14 protein-coding genes are annotated in these 12,514 nt (G+C 69.3%); 7 read left to right on the top strand and 7 right to left on the bottom strand.

Annotation, left to right across the window (positions count from 1 at the left end; translation table 11 throughout):
• Window positions 1-187: 187 nt before the first annotated feature.
• Entirely contained in the window at window positions 188-886 is a 699-nt protein-coding gene (locus N8I87_RS16750) for a helix-turn-helix transcriptional regulator (RefSeq protein WP_263209648.1), read from the top strand.
• A gap of 60 nt (window positions 887-946) precedes the next feature.
• Here N8I87_RS16750 and N8I87_RS16745 read toward each other — a convergent pair whose 3' ends face one another.
• Together N8I87_RS16745 and N8I87_RS16740 are read right to left on the bottom strand one after the other, a co-directional pair.
• Window positions 947-1,276, bottom strand: coding sequence for a hypothetical protein (locus N8I87_RS16745; RefSeq protein WP_263209646.1), 330 nt, complete (start codon window positions 1,274-1,276; stop codon window positions 947-949).
• 21 nt (window positions 1,277-1,297) lie between these two features.
• Window positions 1,298-3,001 carry a sodium:solute symporter family protein gene (locus N8I87_RS16740; protein WP_263209644.1) on the bottom strand — a complete coding sequence of 568 codons (1,704 nt, stop codon included), beginning with the start codon at window positions 2,999-3,001 and terminating at the stop codon, window positions 1,298-1,300.
• Between the two features lie 125 nt (window positions 3,002-3,126).
• Between N8I87_RS16740 and galT the strand changes: the two genes are divergently transcribed.
• Genes galT through galK form a run of 3 tightly spaced genes read left to right on the top strand, consistent with a single transcriptional unit; the run spans window position 3,127 to window position 6,331 of the window.
• Entirely contained in the window at window positions 3,127-4,212 is a 1,086-nt protein-coding gene (gene galT, locus N8I87_RS16735) for a galactose-1-phosphate uridylyltransferase (RefSeq protein ID WP_263209643.1), read from the top strand.
• The gene (galE, locus tag N8I87_RS16730) at window positions 4,209-5,177 is read left to right on the top strand and encodes a UDP-glucose 4-epimerase GalE (RefSeq protein ID WP_263209641.1); all 969 of its coding nucleotides are present in this window, start codon (window positions 4,209-4,211) and stop codon (window positions 5,175-5,177) included. The genes galT and galE overlap by 4 nt, the downstream gene beginning before the upstream one ends.
• Window positions 5,177-6,331, top strand: coding sequence for a galactokinase (gene galK / locus N8I87_RS16725; protein ID WP_263209639.1), 1,155 nt, complete (start codon window positions 5,177-5,179; stop codon window positions 6,329-6,331). Before galE ends, galK begins: the two co-directional genes overlap by 1 nt.
• A gap of 309 nt (window positions 6,332-6,640) precedes the next feature.
• Here the strand turns inward: galK and N8I87_RS16720 are convergent, their stop codons facing one another.
• Window positions 6,641-7,096, bottom strand: coding sequence for a GNAT family N-acetyltransferase (locus N8I87_RS16720; protein WP_263216510.1), 456 nt, complete (start codon window positions 7,094-7,096; stop codon window positions 6,641-6,643).
• Between the two features lie 265 nt (window positions 7,097-7,361).
• Between N8I87_RS16720 and N8I87_RS16715 the strand changes: the two genes are divergently transcribed.
• The gene (locus tag N8I87_RS16715) at window positions 7,362-8,135 is read left to right on the top strand and encodes a LuxR C-terminal-related transcriptional regulator (RefSeq protein ID WP_263209638.1); all 774 of its coding nucleotides are present in this window, start codon (window positions 7,362-7,364) and stop codon (window positions 8,133-8,135) included.
• A gap of 141 nt (window positions 8,136-8,276) precedes the next feature.
• Here the strand turns inward: N8I87_RS16715 and tamR are convergent, their stop codons facing one another.
• A complete protein-coding gene (gene tamR, locus N8I87_RS16710; RefSeq protein ID WP_263209636.1) occupies window positions 8,277-8,774 on the bottom strand; it encodes a MarR family transcriptional regulator TamR in 498 nt (165 codons plus the stop codon).
• 89 nt (window positions 8,775-8,863) lie between these two features.
• Between tamR and N8I87_RS16705 the strand changes: the two genes are divergently transcribed.
• A complete protein-coding gene (locus N8I87_RS16705; RefSeq protein ID WP_263209634.1) occupies window positions 8,864-9,676 on the top strand; it encodes a trans-aconitate 2-methyltransferase in 813 nt (270 codons plus the stop codon).
• On the top strand, window positions 9,676-10,059 hold the full coding sequence (locus tag N8I87_RS16700; RefSeq protein WP_263209632.1) for a VOC family protein: 384 nt from the start codon (window positions 9,676-9,678) through the stop codon (window positions 10,057-10,059). The genes N8I87_RS16705 and N8I87_RS16700 overlap by 1 nt, the downstream gene beginning before the upstream one ends.
• Here N8I87_RS16700 and N8I87_RS16695 read toward each other — a convergent pair.
• From N8I87_RS16695 to N8I87_RS16685, 3 genes are all read right to left on the bottom strand, one after another.
• Window positions 10,031-10,645 carry a Uma2 family endonuclease gene (locus N8I87_RS16695; protein ID WP_263209631.1) on the bottom strand — a complete coding sequence of 205 codons (615 nt, stop codon included), beginning with the start codon at window positions 10,643-10,645 and terminating at the stop codon, window positions 10,031-10,033. The genes N8I87_RS16700 and N8I87_RS16695 overlap by 29 nt on opposite strands.
• A 98-nt stretch (window positions 10,646-10,743) precedes the next feature.
• Window positions 10,744-11,418 carry a TetR/AcrR family transcriptional regulator gene (locus tag N8I87_RS16690; protein WP_263209629.1) on the bottom strand — a complete coding sequence of 225 codons (675 nt, stop codon included), beginning with the start codon at window positions 11,416-11,418 and terminating at the stop codon, window positions 10,744-10,746.
• Window positions 11,415-12,419 carry an acyl-CoA desaturase gene (locus tag N8I87_RS16685; RefSeq protein ID WP_263209627.1) on the bottom strand — a complete coding sequence of 335 codons (1,005 nt, stop codon included), beginning with the start codon at window positions 12,417-12,419 and terminating at the stop codon, window positions 11,415-11,417. Before N8I87_RS16685 ends, N8I87_RS16690 begins: the two co-directional genes overlap by 4 nt.
• Between the last annotated feature and the right edge of the window lie 95 nt (window positions 12,420-12,514).

Below are 12,514 nucleotides of genomic sequence, written 5' to 3'. Positions count from 1 at the left end.
CATCACCCTCGAATGCCAGAAATTCCGTCGATCCGGGGCACTTCTCATCAGTAGGGGCAGCGCGACGTCGAACAAGCGTGTAGCTTCCGGGGTCATGAAGGGCAGGGGTGCCGGGGGGCCCTCTGTCCATGCGGACCAGTGGGCATCCATAGTGGGGCATCCATTGGGGGGACTGGGGGGTTGCTCTATGGGAGTGCGGCTCATGGTGGTCGACGACCACCGATTGCTCGCGGAGGCGCTGGCCTCGGCGTTGAAGCTGCGCGGGCACCGGGTGCTCGCGGCGGCGGCTCCGGCCGCGGGCGCGGCGGAGCTGGTGATCAGCCGTGCGCCCGAGGTGTGCCTGCTGGGTACGGCGGCGCCGGCCGAGCCGGGGGCCTTCGATCCGGTGGTGCGGATCAAGCGTGAGCGTCCGCAGGTCGCGATGCTGGTCCTGGGCCCGGTGCCGTCCCCGCGAGGGATCGCGGCGGCCTTCGCGGCCGGTGCGTCGGGGTACGTGCGTCACGACGAGCGGATAGAAGGGGTGGAACGGGCGATCATGAAGGCTCGGGCGGGCGAGGCGGCCGTCGCCCCGCAGCTCTTGCAGGGAGCCTTCAGCGAGCTCCTCAACCCCGCCGCCCAGCCCGACGACGAGGGCCAGCGCCTGCTGCAGTTGCTCACCCCGCGGGAGGTGGAGGTCCTGGTCAGGGTCGCCGACGGTGAGGACACCCGGCTGATCGCGGTCGGCATGGGCATCGCCCCGAGTACGGCCCGTACCCATGTGCAGCGGGTCCTGATGAAGCTGGGCGTCGGCTCCCGGCTGGAGGCGGCGGCCCTGGCGGCCCGGACCGGGCTGCTGGACAGGGCGGGACCGGTCACGAACGCGTCGGCTGCGCACCCGAACTCCTAGGGGGTGCCGTCCCCCGCGCCTCGGGGGCCGGAGCGGTACGGACTCCGGCCCCTCGGGGCGTCACTCGTGCGGTTTGTCGTCCGGGGCGGTGTCCGGGAGCGGTGGCGGGGTGGGCCGCAGTTTCAGCCAGGCCAGGAAGAACAGGCCGAGCAGCAGCATCCCGATGCCGGTCCACAGGTTGATGTTGACGCCCTGCGCCTTGGCGATCTCGGCGTCGGAGGCGGTGATGCCGGCGATCGTGACGATGATCCCGTAGACCACGAACAGGACGCCGATGATCCGGCGCAGGTCGAAGATGCGGGCGGCGGTCGTGGACTTGTGCTCCAGATCGAGGACTTCCCGCTGGAGGTCCCGCTCGGAATAGCCGGAGTATCCGTATTCGTCGGACATGGTTTCTCCATTCTCCCGCGGTCAGAACGAGAACGGGATGTAGCAGGCGGCGGCCAGGATCACGGCGCCCCAGCCCAGCAGGGCCGGCCTGCGGTACCAGGCGTCGTCGCCGGCGGCGGGCGGCTCGGCCGTGCCGGGGGAGCGGGTGCCGTAGACGAGGCCCTCCAGGTCCTCGGCCGGCTTCGGCGCGGTGAACAGGGTGACGATGGACATGACGACCGCGCCGGCCACGAAGCCCGCGATCGCGGAGACGAAGTTGGCGCCCTGGTCGGAGGGGATGCCGATGATGCCCCGCTTGTAGATCACGAAGTAGTTGACCATCGCCGTGACGGTGCCGGCGAGCAGCCCCCAGAAGCCGGACTTCGCCGACGCCCGCTTCCAGAACATGCCGACGATGAAGACGACGAACATCGGCACGTTGAAGAAGGAGAACAGCGTCTGCAGGTAGGCCATGATGTTCGAGAACGAGGACGCCAGAAACGCTGTGCCGACGGAGGCCGCCACGCCGATCGCCGTGATCAGGCGGCCGAAGCGGACGTAGTACTCGTCCTCGCGGTGCCGGATCACGTACTTCGACCAGATGTCGTTGGTGAACACCGTGTTGAAGGACGACACGTTGGCCGCCATGCCGGCCATGAACGCCGCCAGCAGACCCGTCACCGCGATGCCCAGCACGCCGTTGGGCAGCAGCTCCTGCATCAGGTAGGGGATGGAGTCGTTGTACTGGAGGCCGGAACTCTTGGTGCCGATGTCCGGCACCAGCGCGGCGGTGACCAGGCCCGGGATCATCACCAGGAAGACGATGAAGATCTTCGGGTAGGCGGCGATCAGCGGGGTGCGCTGGGCGGCGGAGAGGTTCCTCGCGGACAGGGCGCGCTGCACCTCGGCGAAGTTCGTCGTCCAGTAGCCGAAGGACAGCACGAAGCCGAGGCCGAGGACGATGGTCAGCCAGTTCGCGCCGAGCGGGTTGGGACTGCCGATGCCCGTGCCGCCCCATGCGGTGACGAAGTCGGGGCCGCGCAGCGCGGTGAGCCTGTCGCTCAGTCCGCTCCAGCCGCCGACCTTCCTCAGACCGAGCACGGAGATCGGGATGAGGGCCGCCAGGATCACGAAGAACTGCAGCACCTCGTTGTAGATCGCGGAGGAGAGCCCGCCGAGGGTGATGTAGGCGAGCACGAAGAAGCCGGCGACCACGATCGCCACCCACTGCGGCCAGCCCAGCAGGGCCTCGACGACGATCGCGAGGGCGTACAGGTTCACACCGGCGATCAGGATCGCCGCAAAGGCGAACAGGATCGAACTCAGCAGGTGGGCCCACTTGTCGAAGCGCAGCAGCAGGAACTCGGGGACCGAGCGGACCTTGCTGCCGTAGTAGAAGGGCATCATCACCAGGCCGAGGAAGACCATGGCGGGGATGGCGCCGATCCAGTACCAGTGGACGGTGTAGGCACCGTACTGCGCGCTGTTGGCCGCCATGCCGAGGATCTCGGTCGCGGCGAGATTGGCCGAGATGAACGCGAGTCCGGTGATCCAGGCGGGCAGGGAACGCCCGGAGAGGAAGAAGTCGAGGGTGGTCTTCACCGAGCGGCGAGCCGCGAAGCCGATGCCCAGGACGACGGCGAAGTAGATCGCGAGGATCGTGTAGTCCAGCCCGTTCGTGGGGAGCCGCAGCTCGGCTGCCAGATGCTCTGGGGCCTGTGTGAGGGCATATGTGGGGATTTGCACTCCGTTATTGAACACGTCCGCTCATCCACTCTGTTTGATTGCGATGTTGACTGTCGTGGTGAGTTGTGTTTTGGTGTGTTCGTTTCTGTTTGAAGGTTGTAGGTGGCTCGGATAGGGAGTCCGCAGTGAAGAAGACCTCGACTCGACTGGCCGACGGTCGTGAGTTGATCTACTACGACCTGCGGGACGACGCCGTGCGCGACGCGGTCGACCGGCGCCCCCTCGACCCCACCGTGACCACCGCCGAGATCCGCCACGACCCGCTGCTCGGCGACCGCGTCGCGATCGCCTCGCACCGCCAGGGCCGCACCTATCACCCCCCGGCCGACGAGTGCCCCCTGTGCCCGTCGGCAGGCCATCGCCTCAGCGAGATCCCGGACTCGTCGTACGACGTCGTCGTCTTCGAGAACCGCTTCCCGTCACTGGCCGGCGACTCGGGCCGCTGCGAGGTCGTCTGCTTCACCTCCGACCACAACGCGTCCTTCGCCCACCTCACCGAGGAGCAGGCGCGCCTCGTCCTCGACGCGTGGACGGACCGGACCTCTGAGCTGTCCCACCTCCCCTCCGTCGAGCAGGTGTTCTGCTTCGAGAACCGCGGCGAGGAGATCGGCGTGACGCTCGGTCACCCGCACGGCCAGATCTACGCGTACCCCTTCACCACCCCGCGCACCGCCCTGATGCTGAACTCCCTCGCCGCACACAAGGAGGCCACCGGCGGCGCCAACCTCTTCGACACCCTCATAGGGAAGGAGCTCACCGGTGAGCGGATCGTCCTTGAGGGTGAACACTGGGTGGCCTTCGTGCCGTACGCCGCGCACTGGCCCTACGAGGCCCACCTGTACCCCAAGCGCCGCGTCCCCGATCTGCTCGCGCTCGACGAGGCGGCACGCTCAGAGTTCCCCAAGGTTTATCTGGAACTCTTGAGGCGCTTCGACCGGATCTTCGATGGGGGGGATGGAGGGGAAAGCTCTGCGGGTGAGCCTCTGACGCCTTACGTCTCCGCCTGGCACCAGGCGCCGTTCGGCCAACTGGAGGAGTTCGAAGGGGTCAGCCGTGACGACTTCGCGCTCCACCTTGAGCTTTTCACCATCCGCCGCACTTCCGGCAAGCTGAAGTTTCTCGCGGGTTCCGAATCCGGCATGAGTGTGTTCATCAACGACGTGCCGCCGGAACGCGCGGCCCAGCGACTGCGAGAGGTAGCGAGTTCATGAGCGGCAAGTATCTGGTGACCGGTGGCGCGGGCTACGTCGGCGGCGTCGTCGCGCAGCACCTGCTGGAGGCCGGCCACGAGGTCACGGTCCTGGACAACCTCTCCACCGGCTTCCGCGAGGGCGTCCCCGCGGGCGCCGCCTTCATCGAGGGCGACATCCGCGACGCCGCCAAGTGGCTCGACCCCTCCTACGACGGAGTCCTGCACTTCGCCGCCTTCTCCCAGGTCGGCGAGTCGGTCGTGAAGCCCGAGAAGTACTGGGACAACAACGTGGGCGGCACCATGGCGCTGCTCGGCGCGATGCGCGAGGCCGGCGTCCGCAAGCTCGTCTTCTCCTCCACCGCGGCCACCTACGGCGAGCCGGAGCAGGTCCCCATCGTCGAGACCGCCCCCACCCGGCCCACCAACCCCTACGGTGCCTCCAAGCTCGCCGTCGACCACATGATCAGCGGCGAGGCCGCCGCCCACGGTCTGGGCGCGGTGTCGCTGCGCTACTTCAACGTGGCCGGCGCCTACGGCGCACAGGGCGAGCGGCACGACCCCGAGTCGCACCTCATCCCCCTCGTCCTCCAGGTCGCCCAGGGCCGCCGCGACGCGATCTCCGTCTTCGGCGACGACTACCCGACCCCGGACGGCACCTGTGTCCGCGACTACATCCACGTCGCGGACCTGGCCGAGGCCCACCTGCTCGCCCTGGGGGCCGCGCGGCCCGGCGAGCACCTGATCTGCAACCTCGGCAACGGCGAGGGCTTCTCCGTCCGCGAGGTCATCGAGACCGTCCGACAGGTGACCGGCCACCCGATCCCCGAGGCCGTGGCCCCGCGCCGGGGCGGCGACCCCGCCGTCCTGGTCGCCTCGGCCCGGGCCGCCCGCGAGCGCCTCGGCTGGAACCCGTCCCGCGCGGACCTCGCCGCCATCGTCGCGGACGCCTGGGAGTTCGCACAGAAGATCGCAAGGGAGCAGTAGTGGGGGCACAGCAGGTCCGTGAGGCCTTCGCCGAGCTGTACGGCGCCGAACCGGAGGGCGTCTGGTCGGCGCCCGGCCGGGTCAACCTGATCGGCGAGCACACCGACTACAACGACGGCTTCGTGATGCCGTTCGCGCTGCCGCACATGGCGACGGCCGCGGTGTCCCGGCGCACGGACGGGGTACTGCGGCTGCACTCCTCGGACGTCGAAGGCGGCGTCGTCGAGCTCTCTTCGGACACCCTCGCCCCCGAGAGCGACCGCACCTGGACGTCGTACCCGGCCGGCGTGGTCTGGGCACTGCGCGAGGCCGGCCACCCGGTCACCGGAGCCGACATCCACCTCTCCTCGACGGTCCCGACCGGCGCCGGCCTGTCCTCCTCGGCCGCCCTGGAGGTCGTGATCGCCCTGGCCCTGGGCGACCTGTACGAACTCGGCCTGCCGCGCTGGCAGTTGGCCCGCCTGTGCCAGCGCGCCGAGAACGTCTACGTCGGCGCCCCCACCGGGATCATGGACCAGACCGCGTCGGCCTGCTGCGAGCAGGGCCACGCCCTGTTCCTCGACACCCGCGACCTCTCCCAGCGGCAGATCCCCTTCGACCTGGCGGCCGAGGGCCTGCGCCTGCTCGTCGTGGACACCCAGGTCAAGCACGCCCACAGCGGCGGCGAATACGGCAAGCGCAGGGCGGGCTGCGAGAAGGGCGCGGCGCTGCTGGGCGTCGACGCGCTGCGGGACATTCCCTACGCCGACCTGGACGCGGCGCTGGCGCGGCTGGGCGACGAGGACGAGGTGCGCCGCCTGGTGCGCCACGTCGTCACGGAGGATCAGCGCGTCGAACGCGTCGTGGCGCTCCTGGAGTCGGGCGACACCCGGGCGATCGGCCCGGTCCTCACCGAGGGCCACGCCTCGCTCCGCGACGACTTCCGCGTCTCCTGCCCCGAACTGGACCTGGCCGTCGACACGTCCCTGGCCGCAGGCGCCCTCGGCGCCCGCATGACAGGCGGCGGCTTCGGCGGCTCGGCGATCGTCCTCACGGAGACCGCGGACGTCGACACGCTCACCAAGGCGATCGAAGAGTCCTTCGCGACGGCGGCCTTCACGGCTCCGCGCGTGTTCGAGGCGGTGCCATCGGCGGGAGCACGCCGACTGATCTGACAGCCCCGGTTCCAGCGAACCCGCACAACTGCACAACCGCACCGGCTCCGCACGCGATCGACGCGCAGCGAGCCGGTGCGATCGTTCTCGGCGTGCCCTCCTGAGACGCGCAGCTCACGGATCAAGCAAAAATCCCTGGTGCCGCGGGGTACTTGGCAGTGGCCCGGTAATGCACATGCCGCTCAGCGAGGCGCTGCGGCCCTGGCGAGCCGCTGTTGTCTCCCCCGCCACCACCGGCCCCGGCACCGCCCCTCGTTCCCCGGCCGCCGGCGCCTCCGCCCCTGCCGGGTCCGAGCAAGTGAGCCTCCGTCAGGACAGGCGCTTCGTCAGCGTGTACTCCGTGATCCCCGGCGGATAGTCGGGGATCACGCACACCACCTCGTAACCCTGCTTCTTGTAGAACTCCGGTGCCTGGAAGTCCCAGGTTTCCAGGCGTGCCGATCGGCAGCCGCGGTTCTGGTGGGCGATGCGTTCCGCCTCCGCGAGCAACCGGGAGCCGAGGCCCGAGCCGCGGTGGCGTTCGGCGACCCACAGGTATGTCACGTGCAGCCAGGTCGTCCAGGTGTGGCCGACGAGTCCGCCCGCCAGTTCTTCGCTCTCCTCCAGGGCCCATACGTGCAGCGGGAGTTCCCGTTCGGCCGGGGTGCCGCGCAGTGCCGCCAGGACGGGGGACGCGGCCGTGTTGGTGTCCAGCAGCCGGGAACGAAGAAGATCGCGCCTCGCTTTGTCGACTTCCGTCTCAATACGAAACATGCACCACACCATAAACGCGCTGGACAGCCAGTTCTGCAAATAGCCTTCCGCTCCGGGCCCCCGGCCGTACGCTGATGAACAGCACCGGTGGGGGCCGGTGCCGATCAGGGGGCGAGACAGTCGGGTACGACGCCCGCGGTGGGGGTAGCAGTCTCTGCACGGCGGCGGCCGTGCGGTTCGCGTCACCCTACTCGTGGGAGTCGTACCCGCGCCGGTCGGCGTTCTCCGGGCGATGGGGTCTCCCCTGCTCCTGCTGGAGCTTGGGGAAGGGGGTTACATGGTTCGCATCCGAGTCCTGGTCGTCGACGACCACCGCATTTTCGCCGAGTCGCTCGCCGCGGCCCTCGCCGCCGAGCCCGACGTCGACGTCTCCGCGGCCGGCAGCGGTCCGGCCGCACTGCGCTGTCTGGAGCGGGCGGCCACCGAGGGCCGCCGCTACGACGTGCTGCTCCTCGACGCCGACCTGGGCGGCCATGTGCCCGGCGCGCGGCCGGCCGTGCCCGTGCAGGAGGGCAACGAGGAAGGGCTCGTCGACGGCATCTCCTTGGTCGCGGGCGTTCGTTCGGCACAGCCCGGCGTACGGACCGTCGTCCTCGCCGAGAAGGACGACCCCCGGCGCGCGGCCCTGGCCCTGCAGGCCGGTGCCTCGGGTTGGGTCGCCAAGGACTGCTCGCTGTCGCGGCTGCTCAACGTCATCCGGGGCGTCCTGCGCGACGAGACCCACCTCCCGCCCGCCCTGCTCACCGGTGTACTGCGGGAGCTGACGGCCGCCCGCAAGCACCGCACCGAGAGCGAGCGGCTGGTGGAGTCGCTCACCCCGCGGGAGCGGGAGGTGCTGCGCTGCATGGTCGCGGGCCTCGGCCGCAAGGCCGTCGCCGAACGCCTGTTCCTCTCCCCGCACACCGTGCGCACCCATATGCAGAACGTCCTCGGCAAACTGGGCGTCCACTCCACCCTCGCCGCGGTCGCGCTCGCGCGACGGGCCGGGGTGGGGCCGGTGGACCTGGGGTCTGCCGGGCGGATCAGGCCGGAGGAAACCAACAGCGCCTGATCAGTGCCGGTGAGCGGGGTCTGGTGCGTGCAGTTGCAAGGCGGAGGAGGGAGTCGACGCGGCGCGTCGGCGAGTGACGACAACGCGGCAGATGTGCGTGCCAGACCCCGCGTCTCCGGCCTGATCCGCCCGGTAGGTCCCTCAGCCGGGGAAGTTGTCGAACGGGGCGGTCAACTGGCGTAGCAGAGCCGCCAGTTCGCCCCGCTGGGCACGGGAGAGCTCTCCGAGGATCGCCCGCTCCTGGTCCAGCAGCCCCGCCAGCGCCTGGTCGGCGCGGTCGCGGCCCTCCTCCGTCAGGCGCACCAGCACCCCGCGCCGGTCACTGGGGTCGGGCAGCCGCTCCACCAGGCCCTTCTTCGTCAGGCGGTCGATGCGGTTCGTCATCGTGCCCGAGGTGACCAGGGTCTGGGTCAGCAACTGTCCCGGCGAGAGCTGATACGGCGCCCCCGCGCGCCTGAGCGCGGTCAGCACGTCGAACTCCCAGGGCTCCAGCTGGTGCTCGGCGAAGGCCAGCCGACGCGCCCGGTCCAGGTGCCGGGCCAGCCTGCTCACCCGGCTCAGCACTTCGAGCGGCTCCACGTCGAGGTCCGGGCGCTCCCGGCGCCACGCAGCGACCAGCCGATCGACCTCGTCCTCCATGGCGATCAGTGTAGTGGTTGTGTCGACATGAAGTCTCTTGATTTCAAGTCTCTTGACATCGAGATATGTGCCCGGGGAGAGTGGAGGACATGACTAAGCCGACCTGGGACCCCGGCCAGTACCTGCGGCACGCCGGTCACCGCGCCCGCCCCTTCACCGACCTCCTCGCCCGCATCCCCGACCTGCCGGGCACCCGGCCCCGCATCGCCGACCTCGGCTGCGGCCCCGGCAACGTCACCGTCCTGCTCGCAGAACGCTGGCCCGCCGCGTACATCACCGGCTACGACAACTCGCCCGACATGCTCGACAAGGCCCACGTCGACCACGAGGGGCCCACCTGCGGCGGCGGCCGCCTGGACTTCGCCCATGCCGACGTACGGACCTGGACGCCCGGAGAGCCGTACGACCTGATCGTCAGCAACGCCACCCTCCAATGGGTGCCCGGTCACGCCGACCGCTTCGCCGCCTGGATCAGCGCCCTCGAACCGGGTGGCACCTTCGCCTTCCAGGTCCCCGACAACATCGATGCCCCGCTGCACGCCCTGATGCGCGAGCTCGCCGCCACACCCCGCTGGAAGGCCCGCCTCGCCGACGTCCTGCGCCACGAGGACTCCGTCCACGCCCCCGGCGTCTATCTCGACCGGCTCGCCCGCCTCGGCTGCGCCACCGACGTGTGGCAGACGACGTACTTCCACGTCCTGCGGGGCGAGGACCCCGTCCTCGACTGGGTCAAGGGGACGGGACTGCGGCCCGCCCTCACCGTCCTGGCCGACGACCCGGAGGCCCGGGACGCGTTCGTCACCGAATACCGGGACCTGCTGCGGGAGGCGTATCCGAGCCAGGAGTACGGCACCGTGCTCCCGTTCCGCCGGCTGTTCGCCGTCGCCCACAAGGAGGGCTGATGCTCGCCGCCGTCGATCACGTCCAGCTCGCCGCCCCGCCCGGCTCCGAGGACCTGCTGCGGGCGTACTACGTCGACGTCCTCGGTATGACGGAACTCCCCAAACCGCCCGCGCTCGCGGCGCGCGGCGGGTGTTGGTTCCAGGCGGGCTCCGTCCAGCTCCACCTGGGCATCGAGCAGGACTTCCGGCCCGCGAAGAAGGCCCACCCGGGGCTGCGGGTGACGGACATCGAGGCGTACGCGGCCCGGCTGGCCGCGGGTACGGCACCGGTGACCTGGGACGGCAATCTCCCGGGCCACCGCCGCTTCTACTCGGAGGATCCGGTGGGGAACCGGCTGGAGTTCCTGGAGCCGGTCACAGCTCGTCGAGCGCGCCAGAGGTGATGTCGATGTCGATATCGAACGGCGCCGAGAGTTCGAGCTTGTCGTGGTGGATACCAGTGAGCTCGTAGGCCTTGTTGGACGGGTTCAGCTCGAAGGTCCTGACCACCGGGTGCTGATTCCCCTCTGCCATCTCGACCAGCCAGAAGTGCGGGATACCGGCGGCCGCGTATTTCAGGGACTTGTAGTCACGGTCCCGGGCTTCGGAGTCCGGGGAGACGACCTCGACAGCAAGTACCAGGTCCTCGGAGTGATACCGGGTCTGCTCGCGTCCGGTGAAGGCATCGGCACGCACGACACTGATGTCGGGTTCAGGCGCGTTGTGGCGATCGAGGACGACGGTCATCTCGCGACGCACCTTCAGGCCACTCGGGACTGCACGGCGCAGGCCGGCTACCAGCAGGTCGATCACGATGCTGTGGAAATCCCGCTGCGGACTCACGAAGAACAAGCTCCCGTCGATCAACTCGGTGTGCGGCGGGAGGTGCGGCAGTGTGAACAGGTCGTCGACCGTGAAGCCCTCGGGTGGCGGCACGGGCAGGTGGATGCCGGGCTCGAAGTCGTGTGCGCTGCTCGGCTCGGCAGTCATGGTGATTCCTCCCATGAGCGGGATTCTTCGGCCTGAGTACCCACGGTAGTCGCCGGAACCGACAAAGGTCACCACAACGGGTGATCACACACCGCGCGTCAGCTCTTGCGGTGCCCGATCAGCCGCGGCTTCGGCTCCAGCCCGTCCAGCCCGTGCCACGCGAGATTCACCAGGTGGGCGGCGACCTCCGCCTTCTTCGGGCGGCGCACGTCCAGCCACCACTGGCCGGTCAGCGCCACCATCCCGACCAGCGCCTGCGCGTACAGCGGCGCCAGCTTCGGGTCGAAGCCGCGGGACTTGAACTCGCGGCCCAGGATGTCCTCCACCTGGGTGGCGATGTCCGAGATCAGCGACGCGAAGGAACCCGTCGACTGCGGGATCGGAGAGTCACGGACCAGGATGCGGAAACCGTCCGTGTACTCCTCGATGTAGTCCAGCAACGCGAACGCCGCCTGTTCGCACAGCTCGCGGGGATGGCCGGCCGTCAGGCTGCTCGTCACCATGTCGAGCAGCCGACGCATCTCACGGTCCACCACCACCGCGTACAGCCCCTCCTTGCCACCGAAGTGCTCGTACACCACCGGCTTGGAGACCCCGGCCTTCGCCGCGATCTCCTCCACCGACGTGCCCTCGAAGCCCTTCGCCGCGAAGAGGGTGCGACCGATCTCGAGCAACTGCTGGCGGCGCTCGGCACCGGTCATACGGGTCCGGCGCGCTCGCCGCGGCTTTTCGGTACTGGGGGTGCTGGAGTCGGTCGCCACGGCGTCAATCATGCCGCCTTCGCGGCCTTGGCCCCCCGCCCAGAGCCGTCTTCCCCGGTGTTACGGCGAGAATCGATACGCGAGCGTGACGGCCAGCGGACGTCGTACGCCCAGCCGAACATCTCAAACCAGCGGATGATCCGCGCCGACGAGTCCAGCTGACCCCGCTCCACACCGTGCCGCGCCGAGGTCTGGTCGGCGTGGTGCAGGTTGTGCCAGGACTCGCCGCACGACAGCACCGCCAGCCACCACACGTTGCCCGAACGGTCCCGCGACTTGAACGGCCGCTTGCCCACCGCGTGACAGATCGAGTTGATCGACCACGTCACATGGTGCAGCAACGCCACCCGCACGAGTGACCCCCAGAAGAACGCCGTGAACGCGCCCCACCAGGACATCGTCACCAGGCCGCCGATCAGCGGCGGCAGCGCCAGGGAGAGCACCGTCCAGTACACGAACTGGCGGGAGATCGTCCGGATCGCCTGGTCCTTGATCAGATCCGGCGCGTACTTCTCCTGCGACGTCTGCTCCTCGTCGAACATCCAGCCGATGTGCGCCCACCACAGACCCTTGATCAGCGCCGGGACGGTCTCGCCGTACCGCCACGGAGAGTGCGGGTCACCCTCCGCGTCGGAGAACCTGTGGTGCTTGCGATGGTCGGCCACCCAGCGCACCAGGGGACCCTCCACCGCCAGCGACCCCATGATCGCCAGAGCGATCCGCAGAGGCCGCTTGGCCTTGAACGAACCGTGGGTGAAATAGCGGTGGAAACCGATCGTGATGCCGTGGCAGCCCAGGAAGTAGAAGAACACCAGCAGGCTCAGATCCAGCCAGCTCACCCCCCAGCCCCACGCCAGCGGCACCGCGGCCACCAGCGCGAGGAACGGCACGATGATGAACAGCAGCAGCGTGATCTGCTCGATCGAACGCTTCTGCTCACCGCCCAGCGTGGCGGAAGGGATCGGACCGGTCGCCTGCGGGGCGTCATCGATCACATCGGAACTCGTGGTCATGGGCGTCCCCTGTGGGGTCGAGGGTGAAGGGGGGTGCCGGGTCGCGGCGACCTAGTGGGACTGTACCCAGACTTCCCTACGGTTCCGTAACCTAC

It is taken from the genome of Streptomyces sp. HUAS 15-9 (genome assembly GCF_025642155.1).
Lineage (GTDB): Bacteria > Actinomycetota > Actinomycetes > Streptomycetales > Streptomycetaceae > Streptomyces.
Note: the sequence above shows the minus strand (reverse complement) of the source record. Positions and strands in the feature narration are given on the sequence as shown.

Coding starts and splice junctions, on each gene's coding strand:
- N8I87_RS16745 (WP_263209646.1), bottom strand. CDS start 1,276: ATGTCCGACGAATACGGATACTCCGGCTATTCCGAGCGGGACCTCCAG.
- N8I87_RS16695 (WP_263209631.1), bottom strand. CDS start 10,645: ATGACTGCCGAGCCGAGCAGCGCACACGACTTCGAGCCCGGCATCCAC.
- N8I87_RS16715 (WP_263209638.1), top strand. CDS start 7,362: ATGGTTCGCATCCGAGTCCTGGTCGTCGACGACCACCGCATTTTCGCC.
- N8I87_RS16750 (WP_263209648.1), top strand. CDS start 188: ATGGGAGTGCGGCTCATGGTGGTCGACGACCACCGATTGCTCGCGGAG.
- N8I87_RS16685 (WP_263209627.1), bottom strand. CDS start 12,419: ATGACCACGAGTTCCGATGTGATCGATGACGCCCCGCAGGCGACCGGT.
- N8I87_RS16720 (WP_263216510.1), bottom strand. CDS start 7,096: ATGGTGTGGTGCATGTTTCGTATTGAGACGGAAGTCGACAAAGCGAGG.
- tamR (WP_263209636.1), bottom strand. CDS start 8,774: ATGGAGGACGAGGTCGATCGGCTGGTCGCTGCGTGGCGCCGGGAGCGC.
- galE (WP_263209641.1), top strand. CDS start 4,209: ATGAGCGGCAAGTATCTGGTGACCGGTGGCGCGGGCTACGTCGGCGGC.
- N8I87_RS16705 (WP_263209634.1), top strand. CDS start 8,864: ATGACTAAGCCGACCTGGGACCCCGGCCAGTACCTGCGGCACGCCGGT.
- N8I87_RS16700 (WP_263209632.1), top strand. CDS start 9,676: ATGCTCGCCGCCGTCGATCACGTCCAGCTCGCCGCCCCGCCCGGCTCC.
- N8I87_RS16690 (WP_263209629.1), bottom strand. CDS start 11,418: ATGATTGACGCCGTGGCGACCGACTCCAGCACCCCCAGTACCGAAAAG.